Source organism: Bacillus sp. FSL R5-0512, assembly GCF_038593295.1.
Classification (GTDB): domain Bacteria; phylum Bacillota; class Bacilli; order Bacillales; family Bacillaceae; genus Bacillus; species Bacillus safensis.
In genome coordinates, this window is sequence record NZ_CP151982.1 from 3,594,177 (window position 1) to 3,617,515 (window position 23,339).

At 38.5% G+C, this 23,339-nt stretch carries 21 protein-coding genes, 1 pseudogene and 1 other annotated feature; of the genes and pseudogenes, 2 read left to right on the forward strand and 20 right to left on the reverse strand.

The annotated features are described in order from the left end of the window. Positions 1-45 precede the first annotated feature (45 nt). From NSQ25_RS18455 to NSQ25_RS18535, 17 genes and pseudogenes are all read right to left on the reverse strand, one after another. Complete coding sequence (locus tag NSQ25_RS18455; protein WP_326135973.1) at positions 46-552, reverse strand: LURP-one-related family protein; 507 nt, start codon at positions 550-552, stop codon at positions 46-48. Positions 553-773: 221 nt separating this feature from the next. After that, positions 774-2,144, reverse strand: coding sequence for an ATP-binding protein (locus tag NSQ25_RS18460; protein WP_326135974.1), 1,371 nt, complete (start codon positions 2,142-2,144; stop codon positions 774-776). After that, positions 2,141-2,812, reverse strand: a complete 672-nt coding sequence (locus tag NSQ25_RS18465) for a response regulator transcription factor (protein WP_326135975.1) — start codon at positions 2,810-2,812, stop codon at positions 2,141-2,143. The genes NSQ25_RS18460 and NSQ25_RS18465 overlap by 4 nt, the downstream gene beginning before the upstream one ends. Next, positions 2,813-4,897 (reverse strand): MMPL family transporter, encoded by a 2,085-nt coding sequence (locus NSQ25_RS18470; RefSeq protein WP_326136005.1) that lies wholly within the window; start codon positions 4,895-4,897, stop codon positions 2,813-2,815. A gap of 154 nt (positions 4,898-5,051) precedes the next feature. Further along, positions 5,052-5,900 carry an MBL fold metallo-hydrolase gene (locus tag NSQ25_RS18475; RefSeq protein WP_326135976.1) on the reverse strand — a complete coding sequence of 283 codons (849 nt, stop codon included), beginning with the start codon at positions 5,898-5,900 and terminating at the stop codon, positions 5,052-5,054. 61 nt (positions 5,901-5,961) lie between these two features. Beyond that, positions 5,962-7,128 carry an MFS transporter gene (locus NSQ25_RS18480; protein WP_326135977.1) on the reverse strand — a complete coding sequence of 389 codons (1,167 nt, stop codon included), beginning with the start codon at positions 7,126-7,128 and terminating at the stop codon, positions 5,962-5,964. Positions 7,129-7,265: 137 nt separating this feature from the next. Next, a complete protein-coding gene (locus tag NSQ25_RS18485; RefSeq protein WP_039182804.1) occupies positions 7,266-7,568 on the reverse strand; it encodes a metalloregulator ArsR/SmtB family transcription factor in 303 nt (100 codons plus the stop codon). Between the two features lie 529 nt (positions 7,569-8,097). After that, a pseudogene (locus NSQ25_RS18490) lies at positions 8,098-8,943 on the reverse strand (MBL fold metallo-hydrolase). A gap of 193 nt (positions 8,944-9,136) precedes the next feature. Then, on the reverse strand, positions 9,137-11,011 hold the full coding sequence (locus NSQ25_RS18495) for a hypothetical protein (RefSeq protein ID WP_326135978.1): 1,875 nt from the start codon (positions 11,009-11,011) through the stop codon (positions 9,137-9,139). Positions 11,012-11,173: 162 nt separating this feature from the next. Then, the gene (locus tag NSQ25_RS18500; protein WP_326135979.1) at positions 11,174-12,490 is read right to left on the reverse strand and encodes a hypothetical protein; all 1,317 of its coding nucleotides are present in this window, start codon (positions 12,488-12,490) and stop codon (positions 11,174-11,176) included. Positions 12,491-12,670: 180 nt separating this feature from the next. Continuing rightward, a complete protein-coding gene (locus NSQ25_RS18505) occupies positions 12,671-13,483 on the reverse strand; it encodes a Shedu anti-phage system protein SduA domain-containing protein (RefSeq protein ID WP_326135980.1) in 813 nt (270 codons plus the stop codon). Between the two features lie 193 nt (positions 13,484-13,676). After that, positions 13,677-14,156, reverse strand: coding sequence for a 23S rRNA (pseudouridine(1915)-N(3))-methyltransferase RlmH (gene rlmH / locus NSQ25_RS18510; protein ID WP_101677485.1), 480 nt, complete (start codon positions 14,154-14,156; stop codon positions 13,677-13,679). An 80-nt stretch (positions 14,157-14,236) separates the two neighbouring features. Then, positions 14,237-14,407 (reverse strand): CxxH/CxxC protein, encoded by a 171-nt coding sequence (locus NSQ25_RS18515; RefSeq protein WP_008360116.1) that lies wholly within the window; start codon positions 14,405-14,407, stop codon positions 14,237-14,239. A 165-nt stretch (positions 14,408-14,572) separates the two neighbouring features. After that, on the reverse strand, positions 14,573-15,400 hold the full coding sequence (locus tag NSQ25_RS18520; RefSeq protein WP_254001518.1) for an energy-coupling factor transporter transmembrane component T: 828 nt from the start codon (positions 15,398-15,400) through the stop codon (positions 14,573-14,575). Next, positions 15,391-17,106 carry an ABC transporter ATP-binding protein gene (locus tag NSQ25_RS18525; protein ID WP_326135981.1) on the reverse strand — a complete coding sequence of 572 codons (1,716 nt, stop codon included), beginning with the start codon at positions 17,104-17,106 and terminating at the stop codon, positions 15,391-15,393. The genes NSQ25_RS18520 and NSQ25_RS18525 overlap by 10 nt, the downstream gene beginning before the upstream one ends. A 19-nt stretch (positions 17,107-17,125) precedes the next feature. After that, on the reverse strand, positions 17,126-17,683 hold the full coding sequence (locus NSQ25_RS18530) for an ECF-type riboflavin transporter substrate-binding protein (RefSeq protein WP_024424020.1): 558 nt from the start codon (positions 17,681-17,683) through the stop codon (positions 17,126-17,128). Between the two features lie 14 nt (positions 17,684-17,697). Continuing rightward, complete coding sequence (locus tag NSQ25_RS18535; protein WP_024427616.1) at positions 17,698-18,558, reverse strand: S-adenosyl-l-methionine hydroxide adenosyltransferase family protein; 861 nt, start codon at positions 18,556-18,558, stop codon at positions 17,698-17,700. 110 nt (positions 18,559-18,668) lie between these two features. Next, positions 18,669-18,939: a binding site (T-box leader), on the reverse strand. Positions 18,940-19,131: 192 nt separating this feature from the next. Between NSQ25_RS18535 and NSQ25_RS18540 the strand changes: the two genes are divergently transcribed. Beyond that, the gene (locus tag NSQ25_RS18540; RefSeq protein WP_326135982.1) at positions 19,132-19,821 is read left to right on the forward strand and encodes an ABC transporter permease subunit; all 690 of its coding nucleotides are present in this window, start codon (positions 19,132-19,134) and stop codon (positions 19,819-19,821) included. Next, positions 19,822-20,703, forward strand: coding sequence for an ABC transporter ATP-binding protein (locus tag NSQ25_RS18545; protein WP_024427618.1), 882 nt, complete (start codon positions 19,822-19,824; stop codon positions 20,701-20,703). Positions 20,704-20,742: 39 nt separating this feature from the next. Here NSQ25_RS18545 and NSQ25_RS18550 read toward each other — a convergent pair whose 3' ends face one another. The 3 genes from NSQ25_RS18550 to NSQ25_RS18560 all read right to left on the reverse strand — a co-directional run bounded on the left by NSQ25_RS18550 (position 20,743) and on the right by NSQ25_RS18560 (position 23,339). Beyond that, positions 20,743-21,207 carry a GNAT family N-acetyltransferase gene (locus NSQ25_RS18550; protein WP_034283585.1) on the reverse strand — a complete coding sequence of 155 codons (465 nt, stop codon included), beginning with the start codon at positions 21,205-21,207 and terminating at the stop codon, positions 20,743-20,745. A gap of 68 nt (positions 21,208-21,275) precedes the next feature. Then, positions 21,276-22,463: a S1C family serine protease gene (locus NSQ25_RS18555; RefSeq protein WP_046312605.1), complete on the reverse strand. Its 1,188-nt coding sequence runs from the start codon at positions 22,461-22,463 to the stop codon at positions 21,276-21,278. 81 nt (positions 22,464-22,544) lie between these two features. Beyond that, positions 22,545-23,339 carry an MBL fold metallo-hydrolase gene (locus NSQ25_RS18560; protein ID WP_034283589.1) on the reverse strand — a complete coding sequence of 265 codons (795 nt, stop codon included), beginning with the start codon at positions 23,337-23,339 and terminating at the stop codon, positions 22,545-22,547.

The window sequence follows — 23,339 nt, forward strand, 5'->3', positions numbered from 1 at the left end:
AGTAAAGTCCTACCACTCTTCTTCATTTCATTAAACTTTAAGAGTCTAATTCGTCGTTGCCGACGACGAAGACCTAGACGCTGCTTCATCAGCTTTCACACAATCAATCGCAACAACGAGGGCAATCATCACAGGCTCCATCTCTTCTTTCAAAATATCAACCTTATAGCTGTCACCCCAAGTTAACCATTCCTTCTTCACCTGACCAATCACTTCGCCGTTCTGGAGCACCTGGAAATTCATATCCCACCAGTTACCTTGCACTTCTATACCCGCGGCATCAATTGAATATTTTGCTTTAAAGAACGTAAACTCTTTTTTGATCGTCAATACCTCTTGACCATCAACTTCTACTAAAAACTTCGGTAAAAAGGTAAACATTTTCTTCGTAATCACAGCGATTTCATCTCGTTCTGTATTCAGAATGGTAAACGTCTTCGGTACCTTCAAAAAACTGCCTTCGACCAAATACACATCGTTCTCCTGCTGATCCTTTACTGTAAACCTGCCGCTCAGACTAAATACCTTTTGCTTCATATAAAGCTGCTTCATAAGTACCTCCGATTCAGTTCAAAAATTTATCCGTTCTTACCTTACCCCTGATTATACCAAAAAATAGAATGTACAAATAACATGTCAGAGCTCTCTCAGAAATACAAATCATCCTGAAAAGGAAATGTTCATTTTTGGCTGAGTGCTAATAATTTGCTACTAAACACATCGAAATAAAAAGTCTCATTTGACACATCGCAAATGAGACTTTTCTTCACTCACTACTCCTTTGGAAAAACCGTCGTAAAAGTCGTTCCTTTTTCATTGCTTTCTACCTCAATAGAAGCATCGTGATAAGAGAGAACTTCTTGTACAATTGATAACCCCAGACCCATTCCTTCTTTATTTCGGGCTTGATCTACCCTGTAGAATCGTTCAAATATTTTTTCCAATGTCTCTTTTTCTATTCCAATCCCCGTATCTCTGATCTTCACGACCGCTTCTGATTTATTTTCTTCACAAGAAATACTGATCTCACCATACTCTTTGTTGTATTTAATTGCGTTGCCGATTAAGTTCTCCCATACGTTGATCAGCAATGTACGGTCAGCATATACGGTGGCAGGCTGTAAATCGATCTTAATTTCTAAACCCTTCTCTTCTATCCGCCATAGCATGGAATGAACCACTTGTTGAAGCTGATCATCAATCCTGACTAATTGTTTATTCGTTGGATATGTTCCTTGATCAATTGAGGTAAGAATGAGGAGTTGTTTCGTTAAGTTTGATAATCGTTTCGCTTCTGTTTGAATAATGTGATTGTATTTCTTTCCTTCGCTGGATGAAAGCTCCCCATCCAGTAATTCAGAATACCCCCGGATATTGAGCAGCGGTGATTGAAAATCGTGCGAGACGTTATTCACGAATTTCTTCCTCGATTGATCTGTATTCTCCAACTTCTGCTGCATCATCCGAAAACTATCGGAAAGCTGTCCAATTTCATCTTTCCGATTAATCATTAATGGATACTGGAAGTTATGGTTAGCCATCTCTTGCGTTGCATTCGTCAATTCTGAAAGGGATTGGGTGACCTTTCGAGACATCAATAAAATGCCGATGATGCTGCTAATAAAAACGGCGAATATAAACCCAAATATAATTAAATGAAATTCTGTGAAAAGGCTAATATTATTCGGACGTAAAAATAACCCCCATTCTTCCCCTTCAATTTCTATTTTCGTTCCCACTGTATTCTTTATATCATTTGCAAAATGACTCATCATTAAATATGAATTTTCAAAGGATTTGATCCCGTTGTAAGCTTTCCCGTTTTCAAATAAGGCGTGCATTTGATCATTCCATTGTGTCGTTTTAAAGGGTTCCCCAAACATCCTCATTTCTCCATCTTCTTTTGCCAATGCAATTTGATACCCTAGATCGCTCATCGTTTGCAGAAAATCAGAAGATGCCTGTAATGTGATTTCGTGTTCTTTTATTTGTTTCGATAACTGCTCCGCAATCACTAAATAACGATCATTTAATTGTTCTTTTACAAAGGCATTGTAAATCAAATTCGAACAAATAAACCCAACAAAGATGCTGATACAAACAATCAAACACGTATATAACATAAAACGTTGTTGTAGTCTCATTCTTTTACCTCTAGTTGATAGCCAAAACCACGGATTGTCACAATTTCAACATTTGCTTCAGCTCTTTTTAATCTTTCACGAATGCGGTTAATATGGGTGTTCAATGTAAATTCGGGTTGTTCTAACGTATCCCCCCAAATATCATCAATTAAATCCCAGCGGCTCACATTGCGGTTTGCCCGCTGCAACAGATAATGGAGAATTTCTAATTCGCGCATAGGCCAAATATATTGTTGATTCTCAATCGTTAATTCCCAACGTTTCGTATCAATCTGAATATTCCCCGCAGTTGTTAAAGCTTCTATGGATTTACGATATCGTCGTAAAATGGCATTTACACGGAATAGCAGTTCTTTCGTTTCAAATGGTTTGACGATATAATCATCAATCCCTTGTTCAAAACCTTGCTGCTTATCTTCAATTTGCCCTTTCGCTGTCAACATAATGACAGGCAGTTCATATTGTTTGATCACCATGTTCGCCAGCTGAAAGCCATCCATTCCAGGCATCATCACATCAATTATCATGAGATCAAATGAATGATGTTGCAAAAAAGCAAGCGCTGCCTCAGCATTGCTTGCTTTTGTCACGTGATATCCCGCCTGCTCTAAATGGATGGACACTAATTGCAAAATGGCTTCATCATCATCCACGACCAATACATGCAATTAACCTTCCTCCTTTATCACCTTAGCTTGATCTTTTTCAAAGAATAATATGAGCGACGGCAGCAACATTCCCCGAACTAAGAATGTATCGATGATAATCCCAATAGCGACAATAAATCCAAAGATAAATAAATCGGTAATGGGCATGGTCATTAATGCGGCAAACGTTGCGGCAAGAATGATTCCCGCTGAAGAAATGACCCCTCCTGTGTTTCGTATCGCCACTTCTAATGCTGCTTTGACATGTAACGTTTTACGTTCTTCTAGGAAACGGCTCACAAGGATGATATTATAGTCAATTCCTAAAGCCACTAAAAAGATAAAGGCATACACAGGGGCACGAGTGGAAATGGCATCATAACCAAATAACACATCTACTAAGAAAATGCCTAACCCTAAAGCAGATACAAAGGAGATTAAAATCGTCGCCATCATATAAATCGACATTTTAATCGAGCGCGTCAGTATAAGTAACAAGAGAAGAATAAGTAACGTTTCCAGCAAAACAATCTTTTTAATATCTGATTGATTCACTTGTTGTTCATCCACTAATTTAGCCGTTGTGCCCGCAAAAGATAACTGAACCTCTTGACCATCTGATAAACGATAAGTGGATAAATCTGTACGGAAATCTTTTAAAAATTCAATAGCCTCTATACTGTATGGATTCATCTTTAATGACACCGTCATTTTGCCGTGCTCTCTATCTTTGGTTACTCCAGAAGGACGAGCCGACCCTATCTGGTCATTTTCTGAGAAATGAGAAGAGATTTCTTTAAAATGTTCCTGAGATAGATTTTGACCGGTCACTAGCACCGTTGTCTGAGCTAGATCTCCTTTATTAAATTGATCCTCGACGATTTCAAATGCGACACGAGAAGGTAAATCCTTCGGGAAATTTTTCACTGAGTTAAATTCATAATGTAAATTGAAAACATTCGCCCCTGTCACAAGTAAAAACAGTAAGACAGCACCACCAATCAATCCTGGTTTTCGAACAACAAACTTTGCAATAGGCCCCCAAATGCCATGCTTCACATCTCTCGCTTCACCATATTTGGGCACCTTCGGCCAAAATGCTTTACGGCCAAATAACGCAAACAATGCTGGGATCAGTGTGACAGAAGCCACCATAATGATGACCATTGCAGCACTAAAGATTGGAGCAAAGTTTTGATAATCACGGAAATCTGCCACAAATAAAATGATCATTGCCGCGAATACTGTACCGCCAGCAAATAATACGGGTTTTGCTGTTGCACGCATTGCCACTTTCATCGCTTCATATTGATTTTCAGCATGATTCAACTCTTCGCGATAGCGAGAGAAAACAAATAATGAATAATCAATCACAGCCGCAAATAATAAAATACTCATAATAGAAGTGGTCGAATTATTTATTTCAAGTCCACTGACGCCAAGTAAAGCCACGACTTGATTCACCACTTGATAGACAATCACCGTTGCAAATAATGGGATGATCGCTAATAACGGGGAACGGTAAATGGCTATTAATAAAACCAAAATGATCGCAACGGTGGCTAATAACAGATTCAAGTCAGCAGATTCAAATAATTTAACAGTATCTCCAGCTATACCTGCTGGGCCCGTAATATAAAAATCTGTATCTAACCCTTTTGCTATCCTTTTACCAACATCTGTTGTCTGATCATTAATCTCTGCATAATCAGCATTGCCTAATCCGGCTTTCAAATTCATTGGCACAATCATGGTCGTTTGATCTTCTGATAAAAATGCGGATAACGCTTGAGGAGGCAATGCGGACACATCGACAATGTCTTCAATCCCCTCAATCTTTGCCTCTTTAATTCCTTTTATAATCGTTTTTACATCTTTGATAGCCAGTTTCCCATCAGGATGATGGAAGACATATAATCCCGGAGTGCCTTTGTCACTTGGGAAATACTGATCTAACTGCTTTTGTGTCACGATAGACTGAGCATCACTAGGTAAAGATTGAAAATTGGTCACTTTATGATCGCTCAATTTAGGACCAGCACTCAACCCTACCATGAGAACAAGCCAAATGATAACAGTCAGCCAAGCTCCCTTTTTTGTAGACATTTTATCAATAAATGATCTGATTAAATTCACCGATCGTTCTCCTCCTTTTCTCACCGGTTCGAGTATATCGCTCGTATATAAACTTGATATAAACTCGGTGGAAGGAAAAAGCATGAAAATAAAAAAAGCAGAGGATATATCCCTCTGCTATTCCTTAATAACCATTTACAAAATAAGCGATTGTCTCTAACTCATCTTCTTTTAGTTTTCTGTTCACATATGCTTGATATTCAATCACGATTCTCTGCCGATCTCCACCACATTGATCAGTGAATTTCGCTATCATCCGAAGTTTGTCTGTTTCCTGACGAAACTCCTCTTTTGTCCATGGTCTTTGGTGTGAAGGAATATACGTATCGGCATCAAAAGCATCTAACTCATCTAAAAGACGCAACGTTTCCTTCACTGTATAATGAACTTTTTCGGCATACATTTTCGGATAAATACAATCACCAAGAAACAGGATTTTCTCTTCTTTCACATACACGATCACGGAATCAGCCGCATGATCGCCTCCAACATGCTGCACGATGCAAGTGACGCCGCCAAGATCAATTTCCACCCGACGGTCAAATGTGACATCCGGTAAAACCACCTGAATATCTCGATGACCCTGATATTCTTCCTTAATGGCCTTCGCGCAGAACTCAATCTCCGTTCCTTCCCTCACCCGCTCATCAATCGCCTCATCTGACCACGAAAACGGAACAAGCTCCTCCATTTCCTTTCTTGTCTGTGCAGAAGCAATTGAAACCGTATCAGGCAGCGCAGGCAGACCAAAAATATGATCCCAATGCCAATGCGTGAGGACAACCATATCAGGCTTGGCGTTCTCGTGCTTTAAAGATCTTTGGATGAAATAGTTCGCATGATCTTCTGAGTTACCGGCATCGATCATTAATGTTTTGTTATTGCCAACGACCATACCTAGGATGGGGCGGTCGGTGAGTGATACTGGCGTGATGTACCAAAAACTCTGACCTATTTTTTTAATTGAGTGCAAAGGTGCTTCCTACTTTCTGTCATTATTTTTTAAATCACGTTTTTTCCCATCGTTCTACTGTTTAAGTATATCGAATTTCATTATTCGAAGTAGCACGCGAAGCCAATATTGTTACAATGATCGCGATTGCAACGCCTAAAGCACCTGCCCAAGTAACGGAAGATAGAGAAACCCTCTCTACAAAGATACCTCCAATAGCTGCACCTGCAGCCATCGCCAATTGCATCATTGACTGATTGAGACCTAATAGTATACCTGATGACTCTGGCTCCATTTTAGCTAAGTGATATTGTTGAGTCGGGCCAGAAGACCATGCAGCAAATGACCATAATATTAAAATGAGCAATACTCCAACATAAGAATGCGTAACTAGTGAGAGCAATATGAGCATGATGACATGTAATGTCATTCCACTAATCAGAGTAAAGTTCACACCCCATCGATCGGTACTAAATCCACCAAACTTTGACCCAACTAGACTAGCAATCCCGAATATGAGAAGAACTCCACTCAGCAATTTGCTGCTTACACCTGATATATTTAAAAGGTAAGGGGATAAATAGGTATAGGCAATTGAATAACCACCAAGCCAAAAAAAGGTGATGGCTAATCCCAACACTACTTTTGGTTTTTTAAAAAGAGCGAGTTGTTGAATTAAAGGTACAGGTTTATCCCCTTGGATTTTTGGAATCGTAAGAGAAATGATCACCATGGCTAATAATCCGAGTAAGGCTATTCCTCCAAATACAGCCTTCCAACCAAAGAAATCACTAGTCATTCTGCCAAGTGGGACTCCAATGATCAATGATGCTGTAAAGCCCATTACTACTGTAGCAATAGCGGTACCTTGCTTACCTTTTGGTGCAATTTTTTCAGCAATTGTTAATGCAGTAACTACGACCATCCCCGCTCCAAGAGCCATAATAATTCTTGACACAATAAATAATTGATACCCAGGGAGAACGAATGCAAGAATATTACCTAGAATAAAAACGCTAAGTGAAAATAACATTAACTTGCGTTTATTCATTCCCGATGTTAAAGCCATTAATACTGGGGTGAAGATGGCATACACAAGAGAAAAAATCGTAATTAACTGGCCGGCTGCAGCTATCGTAATCCCTAATGATTCAGAAATATTATCCAAAATACCAGAGATGATATACTCTGATGTACCAACTAAAAAACTTACAATAGCTAAAATGTAAATCTTTACAGTGTTTGACAATGTAGATCACTCCTTATATATAATACATTTACATATCTAGAATTGTTAATATGTATAGACAAAAAAACATATTACGATAAGTCGATTTGTATTTAATAAATGAAACTGAATTCTGATGTATGAATTCAGTTCATTTATTAAATATTTTTTTCTAAAATCTCTGCAATTTGTTTTATGGCATTTTCATCTCTTTTATAATACGTGTATTTACCTATACGCTCTGTCGTAATTAATCCAGCTCGAAGTAAAATTGAAAGGTATTGAGATGCTGTTGATTGCGTCATTTTCAATTTATCTGTTATTTGACTAACACATACCCCTGTAGTATTCATATCAATCCCTTCATGGGGTGTAAAATGACGATCAGGTTCCTTTAGCCATTGTAAAATTTGCAATCTTGATTCATTGGATAAGGCTTTAAAAACTTCTATTGGCTCCATACAAACCATTATATCGATAAATAACGATATGTCAACATGTGTTGTTTGAGATCCTTAAAACTTTCTATTTTCATTCTTCTTCTGGTACGGTTCACCGTGATGTCTTTACATGCATTGAGATGCCGCTTCATTTGGTTAGAGAGTATGGCGGGTTCCGCAGCCTAAAAGTTGCTGAGTATTTCGTGAAATTCGCAGAAGTGTGCTTCAATCGATACTGACACTATTGATACTATTTTTATAGGAAATAACTCTAAGAAAGGTGAAATTCATACTTCAGCAATTGTAGCTGCTGTAGGTGTTTACCTCATTCCGTTGAATTTAAAGAAATTATCCGTATTGATGAGAATGTTGAACTGCAAATTAAGCCGACTTGGGATTGTGTCATTATTATTAATGCCAAAAACATGTCTGTCACAGTTCGTGATGCAGAGGATGTTGTAGGTTGGTTTGCCGTAGAAATTAATAAGTCTCATTTGAGGGAAATAGCTCAAATGAGACTTTTTTAGTTTAGTTACCTAACCATAATTATTTAATAACCATTTACAAAGTAAACAAGGGTTTCTAATTCATCTTCTTTTCAGTTCTCTGTTCACGTAATGTTGATATTCTTTCGTGATTTTCTGCTGATCTCCACCACATACATCAGTGAATTTCGCCATCATCCTAAGCTTATCTGTTTCCTGACGAAACTCCTCTTTTGTCCACGGTCTTTGGTGTGAGGGAATATACGTATCGTCATCAAAAGCATCTAACTCATCTAAAAGACGCAATATTTCTTTCACCGTATAATGTACTTTTTCAGCATACATTTTCGGATAAATGTAATCACCAAGAAAAAGGATTTTCTCTTCTTTCACATACACGATGACTGAATCTGCGGCATGATCGCCTCCAACATGCTGCACGACACAAGTGACCCCGCCAAGATCAATCTCTATCCGACGGTCAAACGTCACATCCGGTAAAACCACCTGAATATCTCGATGATTCTTATATTCTTCCTTAATGGCCTTCGCGCAGAACTCAATCTCCGTCCTTCCCTCACCCGCTCATCAATTGCCTCATCTGACCAAGAAAACGGAACAAGCTTCTCCATTTCCTTTTTTGTCTTTGCAGAAGCAATTGAAACCGTATCAGGCAGCGCAGGCAGACCAAAAATATGATCCCAATGCCGATGCGTGAGGACAACCATATCGGGCAAGGCGTTCTCATTTTTTAAAGTTTCTTTGATAAAGTATTTGGCATGATCATCTGAGTTGCCGGCATCGATCAATGTTTTGTTATTGCCTACGACCATGCCTAGGATGGGGCGGTCGGTTCGTGATATTGGTGTGATGAAGGAGAAGGTTTGGCCTATTTTTTTGATTGTATGCATAATTTATACATCCTTTTTAAAAGATTCTCCTATATTTAACACAGTTAAGTGTGGCATAATTATTTATTATAAAATAGTTGTTATCTACAAAAGAAATTAAGTATTAGTAATTAACAGCACATTCAGAAATTTGAAGATAAATATTTAATATTAATATGATTTAACATTTCTCATATAATATATTACATATTTTTCATTTTTTAAAACTAATATTTTTTTGATTTAATTCATTATACTGTATACTTAAATTCCATGGTTTATATGTTTTAAATTCTTTTTTAAAACGTTCTCTTTCATTTTTTATATATGGGTTTTCTTCTATTAGTGAATTAAAGTTTTTATCTGTTAATCCATCCTCTTCATATACTAAAAACTCTTTTATAGTTGAATGTGATATTAACTGATTAGACAAATATTCTGTCACTTTAGGGTATTGTTGTTTAAAAAAATTCCTTGTTAGAATACCTTCCGTAACATAAATTTCGTTTCTTTTTATTATTTCACCTAAAAATGGTGAAATTACAATTATCCTCTTAATTTTTTTTACTTCCTTTATATCTATTTTTAAATCTGCACATAATTTTGTTATATTTCCCTTTAAAGTATAAAAATCACAAGTTCGCTTCATTTGATTGAGAGCCTGTTCAATTTTAAATCTCAGTTTATAGTATTCATACGAATTAATAATGTGAGAAAAGTTTTTTATTTCACATAGATACAAGGTTTCCCCTATATGAAATACTCCATCAAGTTGATATACCTCACTAGCATCTCTATCTTTTACGTTAGTAAGAAATTTCAAATTAGTATTTCTCTCTACTAGATTCTTCATCACCTTCTCATAACCATAACCCTTCTCACTTAAGATAGATTCATTAGACATTAATCTCATTATTGAGCTACATATATTTAATGAAAAAGTTATCTGAGGAATTATAGTATAGGTATTTTTATCTATTTTTATGAGTGGATTTTCAAAAATACTCTTTGATTTCTTAGTAAAAGTAATTAATTCAATTAACTTATTAATTTTTTCTCTCTCTATTCCTCTTGAAACCAAAATATTATTGAGTTCATCAGTTCGATAGATTGGTATATTACATTCGACTGAAGCATTTCTTAATTCCATAGATTTCTTAAAAAACAAAATATGCTCAATCGCTAATTCTTTTAAAATAAAATAAGTCTTACATAAATCTTCTAAACTTATACCAATAGTTTTATCAATAATATGTGACGGATTTTCTATATTTAAAAATTGTTTGATAAAATCAAGATCATTATTATAGTTTAAGTATAAATCTTTAAAAACCTCTTTTTCTGTAGAAAATTTTTTTGATAGGCTTTCATTTGCTTGCCTATACATCTTAGCATCTAATGTAGTTATATATCTGTTTTTAGAAATATCAACCTTAATTTTATCTTCAGACATTCTGATTTTTATTTTTTTCTTATCTTTGAAAATCTTCATGTTAGCAAATTGCCAATCATCAATCCAGCTACTTAGTTGAAAGTCTATAGCAGCATTTGAAATTATCATTTCCATATGGTCATCTATTTTTTCATAATAAGCAAACTCATTAGTTAATTCTACCTTCTTCTTAAAAAGAACATACCATAATACTTTAGAGTAAGCCTCAATGTTAACTTCATATTTAAATGAATTTATTCCTGAATACTGCGATAATAAGCTATCAGCCATTCTTTGTCCCATAATAAGTAAATTCACAAGTAAATGTTTATTCTTGAAAAAGGAAAGTTTCATAACATCATTCATTGATTGAATATTCTTATCAATTAATTCCTGAAATAAACTAATTTCATTCTCCAAATTTAAAATTTTTTCAATTTCAGAAGTATTTAATATTCCTTTTAATTCATCTAATATTCCATCCAGATATTTACTATTCTTATTTTTTCCGTATTTGTTCAAACAAATTCCCGATACTTTTAAATAATCAATGGTATTGTCTATACCTTCATATTTATATATGGATAGCACATCATTCTTGAATTTCCTATTATTTATAGACGCATGCATTTCGTCTAAATTATAGTATTTTCTCATCCAATTCACCCTAGTCAACTTTTAATTTAATCATTTATTTTCCTAATAAATTTATATTTTATTCTCTTCTATAAATATGGAATTTTTAATTAAACTTGTATGTATTAATACTATTATACATACTATCCTATTTTTAGATCCTTTTATTAACTAATATATATATTAACTTAATCTTTTGTTATCTAAATACAGAGTGGCAGTAGTGATTAAGGAAAGGCAGCGTTTATAAAAATAATCATAATGTCTCTCATCTTCAATATCAACTTTTGTAGTTTCATGATGACGAATCCTAAAACTATTTCCTATTATTGTGAGTTCGCGAAATTCTTTATCATACATTTCTTTAAATTGTCCTTTTCCCCCACTCATATCACCAATAATTCTAATTACTGATTCTTTCTTATCGAATGCTGGAGAGTAGTATGTTTTTAGTCTTTCAAATGCATCCCAGAGTTTTTCAACAGCAATTTTTAAATTCTCTTTTTCATAATACCTATTTGCTTCCTGTAGCAATTCTTTGAGTCCCGCCTCATCAATTGAAGCCAATGAACTTTTTGTTAAATGACTATCTACAACACCTCTAACACTTCCATTATGCAACTTAAAAGGAATATCATTCAGTTTAAATATTGTATTAATCTCTGCTGCAAAATCAATATTACAATATTTACCGAAAAATTCTATTGCATCTATCACACAATAAGGTGTAGTGTACAAGATAAAATCTTTAAGAACATTAGTTTCAACAAATTGTTTTTCTTTATTAAAACACTTTGGAGTATAGTATTTCTTTATATCTTCAAGAACTTCCTCACTTATTAAAACATAATACTGAAAACCTGTTTCACTTACTTTTCTATCGTTATAATCATATCTTTCAAAAACTTTATAAATCTGGTTTCTTGCTACTCGGCTAATTTTAAACACTATTTGCTTCTTTTTTATTGCCTTTCCATTTCTCTGAGAATAAGGCATAAAAACCTCATCTTCTGGATTAAATAATCTCCAACTATAAATATCACGATTAGATTTCTTTTCTGCAGGATAGAGTTCATAACCATCGTTTTTTAACAATTGGTTTATCTCAAATAGAAACTCCTTCCAGAAACCCTTTTCAATTCTGACTTCTGGATGAAAGATCTCACAAATAAATTTCAAGTATATTTCATCGTTTCCACTGACTAATTGAAATCTTTCATCCATAAAGACCCAGTCATTACGATAATCATCATTGTTTACTGTATGATGCCAAATTTCACCTTCAGCGTCTTTGAACCTATTATCTAAACTTCTCATTGCTTTTAAATCATATAGCCTCGTTAGAAATTCAAGCTCTTCCAATCGGCCGAAATAAGGATAAATGACTGTTTTCGTTTCAAAAACTTCATCTATATTAATTCCTTTTTTAAACAATTCAAGAATATCACGTTTTGTTATGTTGCTAATTTTGTTTGCGATTTCAAATCCCTCTCCTTCCAATAGGATTTCAAAAAAATTAATAACAAGAAACCTTAATTAATTTGATACACAAATTTTCACTATTATTTTAAGTCTCTTTTTTGCACCTCTTAACCATGATTATAATCATGTATACCAATTATGAGATCAGACCTTAATCCTTATCTAGTTAATGCTTTATGTAGTTAAAATTTGTGTTCATCAGTATGTAGCTTTTCCAATCAATGCTTTAGCCAAATCGTAAAGGTTCTCATAATGGAGTATTAATATATCCTCAAACAGCCTTTTTTGTCTCTTTAATTGATAGGTTCTATCATTGAAATTGTTCCTTCTTCCAGCAACAACTAAATAGTGTACACGAGAACTATCATATTTGATGAATTCTTCAGACAAATCTTGCCTTGGTGATTGGTACTTTTTAAATGTCTCATATAGAGTTCCGAAATTGGACTCAAGCCAATATTTCCAATCGATAATCTGTCTTTCACCTTTCCTCATTGCATCTCCTAAATGTCCGTTTGCTAAAGTAATATTTTTATGTGGATGTTCCAGCTCTACAAAAATAAATTCATACCCACCTGAGCTTTTTCCCACAATTAAATAATCCACTTGGTATGTATTACCTAACTGAAATTCTGGAAATATAAATGCATCATGATGACCAAATGAATAATAACCTTTCATGATGGAAGCAATAATAAAATATGCCCTTTCTTCACGAATCCAGTTAAGAATTGACCTTTCATTAGAATTAGGATTATCAATTATAGAAAGATAGTCTTCTGTAAGTGAGGTTAAATAATCTATTTGTTGTAAATCTACTATATCCAGATGGTTATTAGGAAACAAACTTTTATAGTGTCTAACAGCTACTGGATATTCTCTGTATCGGCTCTTTCTTACTACTAAATTGCTATTATCAAATCTTTTAACAACTTCTTGGTCTTTAAGAATTTCCCACTCGTCTTTCTCTTCTTGAGTAAGAGTACAGTAATTCCTTGAATGAATTCTCATCAGAGCTCTCCTTTTTCTATACTAATTAATAGACGAATTGGTAATTAAACTAATTTCTTATGAAATCTTTAAAAGAGTTCTAGAATATAAAGCTGAAGAATTATTGAATGCCGATCCCTTAATTAAAAATATATTAAGCGATATAATAAACCTCCCCCTCTAATCGCAAAAGGTTATATTTTACACCAAATCATTACTTATGATAAGGCTCCCCCCGCACAATCCGAAACGCCCGATAAATCTGCTCCACCAACACCAGCCTCATCAACTGATGCGGGAACGTCATTTTCGAAAACGACAGTTTTTCATTCGCGCGCTGCATCACAGCGTCGCTTAATCCAAGGGATCCGCCTATGACGAAACATACCTTGCTTTTTCCGTATGTTGCCAGCTTATCTATTGTATCGGCTAATTCTTCGGAAGTTTTCATTTTTCCTTCGATGGCGAGGGCGATGACGTGGGCGTCTGGGTTGATTTTGCTTAGGATGCGTTCACCTTCTTTGTCTTTGATGATTTTCATGTCTTGATCACTGAGATTCTCGGGTGCTTTTTCATCCGCGAGCTCAATGATGTCGATTTTTGCGTAAGCTTGTAATCGTTTTGTGTATTCGGCTATGCCTTGCTTTAAATATTTCTCTTTTAATTTTCCTACTGTGATAATTGATATATTCACAGGTCATCCCCACCTTAAGAACAAGTTATTCATATAAGTTATCAACAATTGTGGATAAAATTTGTGTATTTTGTGCCCGATCATTCGTTCCCCACTATATATATTGCAGGTTCATCGCACAATTCACAGGTTGTGGATAAACTGTGTGTATGTTCGATTTTTCTGAATTCCGGCGGCGTTTCATGGTCATCTATGTACATGTCTAGTACGGTTTCTATGTGTTCTGCACAAGCATAAAGTGATTTGTTCATAAGTTTCTAAATTCCTCCAATATATTGTCTCGTTATTCACAAGTGTTTCGCTCATTGTCCAATATAACCGATTTATTCACATGTTAATAGTCTTTTACCATTTCCTACACCTTTTATCCACAAACCATACAAAAAAGCCTCCACTCCTGTGAAGGCTTCCTTCTATCAAAACGGATTATAAAATCTCGTTCCTCTAACGAATGTAATCACAAGCGACACAATCAGCACCACACCAACAAACAATAACGCAGCATAATCTGCTTTTTGAAAGTCTTTTGCTGTAAACCATGTGCGCTTTTTATGTTTCCCAAACCCGCGCAGCTCCATCGCATTGCTGATCGTTTCGATCCGCTCCAAGCTGGAGAAAATCAGCGGCATGACAATCGACAGTGCATTTTTGATTCGTTTCCTCAATTTTTCATTCTTCGATAAATCAATGCCTCTTGCTTGCTGAGAAATCGCGATCGTGCGAAAATCCCGCTGAATATCTGGAATATAGCGCAGGGCAATCGCTACAGCATACGAAATCCGGTAGCTGACCCCAATTCGGCTGAGGGATGAGGCGAATTCACTTGGATTTGTTGTCACAATAAATAAAAGCGCTGCTGGCATCACGGTCACATATTTTAGCGTAATGTTCAATTGATAGAAAAGCTGTTCAAGTGTGACATTGTACCAGCCGGCAATATGAAACAGCTCGTGCTTCGCTCCGTAGATGGTGACACCTTGCTGGGGCGCAAAGATGTAAATGGCAATGTTATTGATCACTAGGAAAATCGCCAGGACAATCACCACGAAGGAAATATCACGAAATCGTACGTTCGATAGCTGAAAGAACACGATACTGGCGGCTAACATAAAGACTAAAACGCCTGTATCATACGTGAGCATCGCTGCGGATGACCAGAGGATAAAGCAAATGAGTTTGGTTGCTCCTGTCAGCCGGTGAATCGGCGACGGGCGATCGATATAGGACAGCATGTCTACAGCCATGTCATTCGTTCCTTTCTGTCAACCTCAATGAAGCGATCCACGAGTTCATTTGGATTCGGCCAATCTGCTTTCAGCGCCAGTTCATACAGCGACGTTTCTTTTAAGCTCGCCTTTTGGACAAGCAGCTGATCTGTCAGCACTTTGGCTGGTGTATCATCTGCAATTTTTTCTCCATCTGAAATGACAATGGTTCTTGTTGTGTATTCGAGCATGAGATGCATATCATGGGTGATCATCAAAATCGTGACGCCCTGCTGATTTAATTGCTCTAAAAACGTCATCATCTCTGTGTAATGTTTAAAGTCCTGTCCTGCGGTTGGTTCGTCTAGAATTAGGATTTCTGGCTCTAGTACAAGTATAGATGCAATGGTGACGCGTTTTTTCTGTCCAAAGCTGAGGGCTGAGACCGGCCAGTTCCGAAATGGATACAGTCCGCATACTTTCAGGACCCGCTCCACCCGTTCCTTGATCTCGTCTTCCTTTACGCCTCTTAAAACGAGACCAAGTGCCACCTCATCAAAGATCATTTGTTTTGAAATCATTTGATTTGGGTTTTGCATAACGACACCAATTCGTTCAGAGCGCTGTTTGATCGTGTCTCCTGTGATGTCATCGCCATTTAAAAGAATGGACCCTTTCGTTGGCTTTTCAAATGCACAGAGCACCTTGGACAATGTCGTCTTGCCTGCGCCATTGGCCCCAGCGATGCTGATCATTTCTCCTTTTTTGACGGTAAAAGAGATGTTGCTCAGCGTATTTGGTCTTGTTGGATAGTCAAAGCTCAGCTCGCGCACTTCTAGTAAATCCTGTGCTGCAATCTGCTCGACTGACGGCTCAAATGCTTCCATCCACTGCTCGATTTTCTCTTTTGCCTTATCGTCTAAGGTGAGACGCTGTAAATTAGCGATCTGATCTCCCGGTGCGACCGGAATACCTGCATATTTCATAGCCTTTACATATAAAGGCTCACGTAAATACGCCGCTTCTAATACATTTGAGGCGAGCAATTCATCTGGTGTCATATCCGCTGCAATCGTTCCTTCATTGACAACGATGATGCGGTCCACATGGCGGAAGAGGACGTCCTCTAATCGGTGCTCAACCATCACGATGGTTTTTTTCGTTTGTTTTTGCAGCCGGTCAATAAGATCGATGACTTCTTTGCCTGTTGCGGGGTCTAGGCTTGCAAGTGGTTCATCAAACAGCAAAATGTCGACATCATTGACAAGTACACCCGCAATGGCGACACGTTGTTTTTGTCCGCCTGACAGCTCATGCACGGACGATGCCAGCTTGCCGTCTACCTCTGTTAATCTAGCTGCTTCCTCGACACGTGTTTTCATTTCTTCGCGTGTGACTTGATCATTTTCAAGCGTGAACGCGATATCCTCTCCAACGGTCAGCCCAATGAATTGTCCATCAGGGTCCTGAAGCACCGTTCCGACAAGCTGTGAGAGCGAGAAAATGTTTTCTTTCTCTGCATTTTTCCCGCCGATGTGAAGACTTCCTTCCATAGAACCTTTATAAGACGCAGGAACTAGCCCATTGATACAATGGGCTAGTGTGCTTTTTCCCGATCCAGACGGGCCTGCGATGAGAACTTTTTCTCCTTCATAGATCGTCAGGTTGATATCCTTTAATGTTGGTTCTGCCTGACTGCGATACTTGAATCCGAAATGTTCGAATTGAATCATCGGTTTCTTCATTTATGTGTTCCACCTTGCTTCATGATGTTTCTTTCGATAGGCTGCCGCTTTTGCTTCTCGTTTTCGCATAAGCTGCAATGATGATGGTCCCTAGGACACCAACTGTGATGATGTTTGAAATCCCTGCCACGATGCCTTGGACAAACACTTTGTTCGCAGGTTCTGCATAGATCACAATGTCGAGTACAGGAGCAATGATAAACCAGCCTAATGCCTGTGCGCCTGCTTGTACGGCGTTGAAGAGCGTGATTTTCTTCCAGCCGAAGTCTCCCTCTTCTACTTTTAAACGGTTAGAAATAAAGCCGATCAATAAACCAACGACACCCGATACAATAATCCAGCTCCACCAAGGGCCAAATGTGGTCGCATCTTTAATGAGATGGCCAATAAAACCAATCAGAGCGCCTGCAACAGGACCAAATAGCACGGCCATTAATGCAAGGAATGCGTATGAGGTTTCAATTTGTGTATTCGGAATTCCAGTTGGAATGGAGACGAAGCGTCCTAAAATCACAAAGACGGCTGCGCCAATTCCAATGGCAACGACAGTTTTCGTTGAAAGTTGTTTTCCTGCCATGATGTATCCTCCTCTTATTCGTATATAATGCGCGGAGCTTTGCGAATCGAAAGGCGCCATCCTGTGCCTGTACCGATGTTATAAGCCTTTGCAAATGACCCTTGATTGATCGCCACGCCTAAATGATCGAGTGAATTGACATATACGAGTGGTTCGCCTACCTTTAAGTCGGCAAAAGATCGTCCATAGGTCATGATATTTTTATACACATTTTTCGGCCCGTTGGCAATGGTAACTTCTATTGCATCCCCATAATTAATTGAAAGCTGTTCAAATAGCGTGTGATGAATGTTTGTCCATAGGTTTCCGAATCTCACATCTAAAATATCAATCGTCCCTGTGATCACATCTTCTTCCGCATAAGCCTGTACGACTGGAAGATGGATAATATCATCAATATTCGCCTTTGGCCCAACCTCTTCAAAAGAAATCACACCTGATGCAATTCTCGCCCCTGTATAAGCGTAAATGTCTCTCCCATGGAATGTATGTGATTTTCCCGACTTTGGCAGCCGGTTAATGGTTTCATCTAAATAACGGGCTTCCACAATGCCAATATCCTGCGCGACGTGCGTGAGTGTCCCGTTATCTGGGGTAATGATATAGTGTGAACTTGTCGTTTTGACGACAAGACTTTTTCTCTCGGATCCAACGCCCGGGTCAACGACAGAAACGAATACCGTCTCTTCCGGCCAGTATGTGACGGTTTGAAGCAGGCGATAAGAAGCCTCCCAAATGTCATACTGCGGAATATTGTGTGTTAAATCAAAAATGCGGATGCTGCTGCTGACCGTATTTGCCACTCCGTACATTGCACTGACAGCTCCATCATCAATGCCGAAATCTGATTGTAAAACCAATGCATGTTCACTCATGTCAATCTCCCTTTCATTTGAAAAAATGGATGTGGTGTTTCACGTGGAACATTTGAACAATTGTATGAAAAAAGTGGACAATAAAAAATACCCCATCCTTATCTTTGAATCATAAGGACGAGGTATTTGTCTCGTGGTACCACCTTTATTTACTGTTTGCTCGCGCTAAACAGCCTCTACAAGTACAAAGCTCCAATCTGGCTCATATACTGTGGTTTTGATAACGAGTACCAACTCTCGTCGTCACCTACTAATATCATAGATATGTTCAGCACGAGGCTCAGAGACCATTTTTCGAATCATTATTTTTGCTTCTTTTCAGCTGCCGAAGCTCTCTGTGGAAAAATTGATGATTGTACTTTCTCTCGTCATTGCCTGTATAACTATCTTGAATTAAAGCTATCATACATGATGTTTTTTGATAAATCAAGATATTTTTCTGAACATTTTTAAAAATGAGTCAACTGGTGCTGGAAGAGTCTTCTTTTTATGAAATTTAAACAAATGTTAAAGAGCAAGATATGGTGTCTTTCTTTTCTAGGGGTATAATAAAGGTGAAGGGAGGTACAGCGTGTGTGGACCATCTGTATGAATGAGTTTAAGCAGCTCTTCAAAAGCACAAAATCTATTTTAACAATTGTTATTATTTTCATTTTATCTACTTTTGTTTCAAGTCTTCCGTTTATCGCTGCTCATCAGGAAAAATGGGAACTGGCAAAGGATCCTTATTCTATTGGGAATGAACTGGTGATTTCTTTATTTGGTTTCTTCCTTATTTTTTTGTTGTCTCATGATATTTTAAGCCGCGAAATTCATTTGAAAACCATTCGTTTTCTCGTCAGTAAAACAACCCGTTTGAACATTATCATCGGGAAATATCTTGGACTGATGCTGTTTTGGCTTAGCTGTATTATGACGACATATGTGCTGAATATGGTGATTTCACACCGTTTTCTGTTCTCAGATGCCTTAAAAATCTTAACCTTTATCAGTGTCGGTATCTCATGTGCTTTATTTTTGTCCATGCTCTTTCCAACACCGCAGAAATCAATGTTTGTCGGCATGTTATTTTCCTTTCTTTTCCCAATCGTCAGTTTGATTTCTGTTCTTTCTTCAGAACGAATGATTCATTGGTTCCAATATATGACGCCTTATTATTATGCGCGCTGGAGTGAACCGCTGACCTACGTCCTAATGAACACGGCATTGACCGTTATCTTACTCATTGGAACTGCACTGCTGTTTCAAAGGAGGGATGTGTAGATGCTTCATACAAAGGGGCTCACAAAAAAATACCGTACAAAAGTCGCAATAGATCATATTAATCTTGATGTCAATCAGGGCGATATCTTCGGACTCATTGGACCAAAGGGATCTGGTAAGACGACGTTTTTCAATATTATTACCGGGATCTCCCGCCCTACCTCTGGTACGTTTACAGTGATGAATATGCCTTCGCTAAAAAAAGTGAGACAGCATATCGGTGTTCTGCCAGAATATACGGATTTATATGAAGGTCTTACGGCTCTTGAGCATATTGCCTATTTATCAAAAATCACCGGAACACGCCAGAGAACGAGTGATTATGAAGAACTGCTCGAATTTGTCGGTTTACATCATGATCATCAGGAGAAGGTCGGTGCCTTCACACCTGGTATGAAGAAACGGCTCGGAATGGCGCAGGCCATCGCCCATCAGCCGGAATTTATTTTACTCGACGAACCTTTTGCCGATATTGATGCAGATTCGATCTTGCACATCCAGCGGGTCATTGAAACATTAAAGGATGAAGGAAAAACCGTCTTTTTAACAGCTGACCGTCCAAGGTTCACCAATAGTATTTGTACCAAAACGGCGTTCATTTCTGAAGGAAAATTAGTGTCCCCACATACTCATCCTCAAGAGAAAACCATCACATCCTCAAACATACGTGCAACCTTCAAGCATGCATGGATTGATGATGAGGTGAAACCTGTTCTCACGCAGTACCTGCAAACTGTCGGAACAGATCTTGTGATCAGTGATGACGAGACCTCATTGTTAATTCGTTCAGAAGCTCAAGTTCCAGCGATCATTCGCGCTTTTGTGAAGTGCAAAGTCGATTTATACAGAGTCACGGCTCAGGATGCCATGATGTCCTCATAAAAAAGTACCGTACGCTTTCTGCACGGTACTTCTTCTTTTTTATAAAGGTTTACTCATATAGATACCGGTTTCTGCAAATCCCGTTTTCTCGTACAGCGAACGGGCGATTTGATTGTGAGCAAAGACATGGAGCGAGAGCTTTTGCACACCTAATGACTTTGCCTGCTCCTCTAATGCAGCAATGGCCTGCTTTGCAAAGCCTTTTCCTCGATAAGCTTCAAACAAAATAAAGTTATAAATAAATCCTTCGTGCTGCGGGTGATTCGGGTCATAGCAAAGCCAAACCCAGCCAATCGCTTCATCTCCGTTTAAAAAATTCCACAGCTCATGATGCTCCGTCTGAAGTCCTTCTGGAAGCAGTCTGTCAAATTGTTCTTCTGCGTTCGCAAGTGATTCTTCCTTTTCCCATGTCCCTGCGAGTACCTTTTCTTCCGCGTAACGCTGAATGGCTTTCTCCATCAATACATCGTAATCAGTTTGTGACATCCGTTGTAGTGTAACCAATCGTACCGCCCCCTTTCCTTCATCATATGTCAGTCATGCCAAAAAAACCAGTTCCTAGTTGGAACTGGTTAGCCGCCATATCGGTCGGTTTGAGAAAGTTTGATCTCTGCTGATTTTTTCTTTCCGCTTCGATAAAACTGCACCTTTACCTTGTCGCCGACCTTCTTTTGATATAAATACTTACGAAGATCTACGATATTCTGTACACTCTTGCCATCAAAGGAGGTCACGACATCCAGCTCTTTTAGTCCCGCTTTTCCTGCGGGAGACAACGGCTCAACACTCATGACAACGACCCCAGATGTAACCTTAGATGGCAGTTTCAACGTTTCCTGCCAGTGATAGCTCGCAATATCCGCTAATGATTTCATGCCGACGCCAAGATACGGACGCTTTACCTCTCCGTAGCGCTCTAAATCCTCTATGACAGGAATGACCAGATTCGCTGGAATAGACAGCCCGATTCCTTCTACCTCTGATTCAGCAATCTTCATTGAGTTGATGCCGATCACTTTTCCGTCCATATTGATCAAGGCACCACCGCTGTTTCCAGGATTGATGGCGGCGTCTGTTTGCAGTACTTCTGCATTCCAATCCGTCTGTCCGTCCCCATTTGAATCCACAGGGATCGCACGCTCCGTGCCTGAAATGACTCCTTGTGTGACAGAACCTGCGAATTCAAGCCCTAATGGATTTCCAATGGCGATGACTGGCTCACCCGGCTTCACATGATCTGAGTTACCGAAGGCTGCCGTTTTCTTGATTTTATCACTTTTGACAGTGAGAACTGCTAAATCCATGAGCTGATCGCTGCCGACAAGATTGGCACCAATTCTTGTCCCGTCATGGAGGCTCACTTCAAGCTGGTTGGCGCCTTTGATGACGTGATGGTTTGTGACAATATAAAACGTGTCACCCTTTTTTTTATAGATCACACCTGACCCGCTGCCTGCTTCTCCGCCTTCCTCCCAAAAGCTCGACTTTTGGATATTAATGACGCCGACCACCGTATCTGACATATTAGACACCACTTTCGTGACAGCATCATTGACGTTTACATTCACAGTTTTTAAAGGGCCCTGAGATGCTTGTCCATCACCGTTCTGCTGCCATCCAAAGGGACTGCCGCTCTGTCCAGATACATAGGGGAAAAAGAATCCCATTAAAAAAGCTCCTACCAATACACCGATCAAACCAGAAAGAAAATATCCTTTTCTGCTTCGTCTCGGCTTCCACTCTACATCGCGATAATCCACTATGTTTCCTTCCTTTCAGTGAATAGATGATGTATATAGTGTTGGTAAGAAGCTCTTATCTTAATCATACGATTGTAAAAATCATACGGCGCAAAGCGGGGTTGCTTTTTTCGGGTCCGTATCAAATAAATCAAAGCCGTCCCCCACAACAAAGCCCTTCATTTCAAGCGTCTGCTGGACCGCCATACGGGCTAAATCCTTCATGTTGTTATCTTGACTCAAGTGAGCCAAATAAATGCGTGAGGTGGCATCTCCAATGACATCTGTCATCGCGAGAGCAGCATCTTCATTTGATACATGTCCGACATCACTCAGAATTCTGCGCTTAATGCTCCATGGGTAGCGGCCCATTTGCAGCATCCCGACATCATGATTGCTCTCAAACACAAACGTATTGGCTGACTTAATAATGCCTTTCATGCGGTCACTCACATAGCCTGTATCCGTCATGAGGGCAAGTTTGCGCCCTCCATAATGGAACACGTAAAACATAGGCTCTGCGGCATCGTGTGAGACGCCAAATGACTCGACATCAAGGCCGCCAAAGGATTGAACGGTCTCCATATCAAAATGGAATTTCTGCTCTGTGTCAATCTTTCCGATATGAGACTCCATTGCCTTCCATGTTTTCGCATTTGCATAGACAGGAAGCTTGTACTTTCTTGCCATGACACCAAGCCCTTTAATATGATCGGAGTGCTCGTGTGTCACAAAAATGCCGTCCAAGTCCTCAGGCTTGCGGTCGATTTGGCTAAGCAGCTCGACCATCTGTTTGCCGCTTAAACCAGCATCCACCAAAAAGGCATGCTCGTCTGTTTCTAAATAAAAAGCGTTCCCCGTACTTCCGCTCGCTAGTACACTGAACTGCAAGCTCAT

What these genes read in the sequence shown, in the direction of transcription:
- NSQ25_RS18455 (WP_326135973.1), bottom strand. Translation starts at nt 552, where the DNA reads ATGAAGCAGCTTTATATGAAGCAAAAGGTATTTAGTCTGAGCGGCAGG.
- NSQ25_RS18460 (WP_326135974.1), bottom strand. Translation starts at nt 2,144, where the DNA reads ATGAGACTACAACAACGTTTTATGTTATATACGTGTTTGATTGTTTGT.
- NSQ25_RS18470 (WP_326136005.1), bottom strand. Translation starts at nt 4,897, where the DNA reads ATGTCTACAAAAAAGGGAGCTTGGCTGACTGTTATCATTTGGCTTGTT.
- NSQ25_RS18485 (WP_039182804.1), bottom strand. Translation starts at nt 7,568, where the DNA reads ATGGAGCCAATAGAAGTTTTTAAAGCCTTATCCAATGAATCAAGATTG.
- NSQ25_RS18495 (WP_326135978.1), bottom strand. Translation starts at nt 11,011, where the DNA reads ATGAGAAAATACTATAATTTAGACGAAATGCATGCGTCTATAAATAAT.
- NSQ25_RS18505 (WP_326135980.1), bottom strand. Translation starts at nt 13,483, where the DNA reads ATGAGAATTCATTCAAGGAATTACTGTACTCTTACTCAAGAAGAGAAA.
- NSQ25_RS18515 (WP_008360116.1), bottom strand. Translation starts at nt 14,407, where the DNA reads ATGAACAAATCACTTTATGCTTGTGCAGAACACATAGAAACCGTACTA.
- NSQ25_RS18520 (WP_254001518.1), bottom strand. Translation starts at nt 15,400, where the DNA reads ATGGCTGTAGACATGCTGTCCTATATCGATCGCCCGTCGCCGATTCAC.
- NSQ25_RS18525 (WP_326135981.1), bottom strand. Translation starts at nt 17,106, where the DNA reads ATGAAGAAACCGATGATTCAATTCGAACATTTCGGATTCAAGTATCGC.
- NSQ25_RS18530 (WP_024424020.1), bottom strand. Translation starts at nt 17,683, where the DNA reads ATGGCAGGAAAACAACTTTCAACGAAAACTGTCGTTGCCATTGGAATT.
- NSQ25_RS18535 (WP_024427616.1), bottom strand. Translation starts at nt 18,558, where the DNA reads ATGAGTGAACATGCATTGGTTTTACAATCAGATTTCGGCATTGATGAT.
- NSQ25_RS18545 (WP_024427618.1), top strand. Translation starts at nt 19,822, where the DNA reads ATGCTTCATACAAAGGGGCTCACAAAAAAATACCGTACAAAAGTCGCA.
- NSQ25_RS18560 (WP_034283589.1), bottom strand. Translation starts at nt 23,339, where the DNA reads ATGAGCTTGCAGTTCAGTGTACTAGCGAGCGGAAGTACGGGGAACGCT.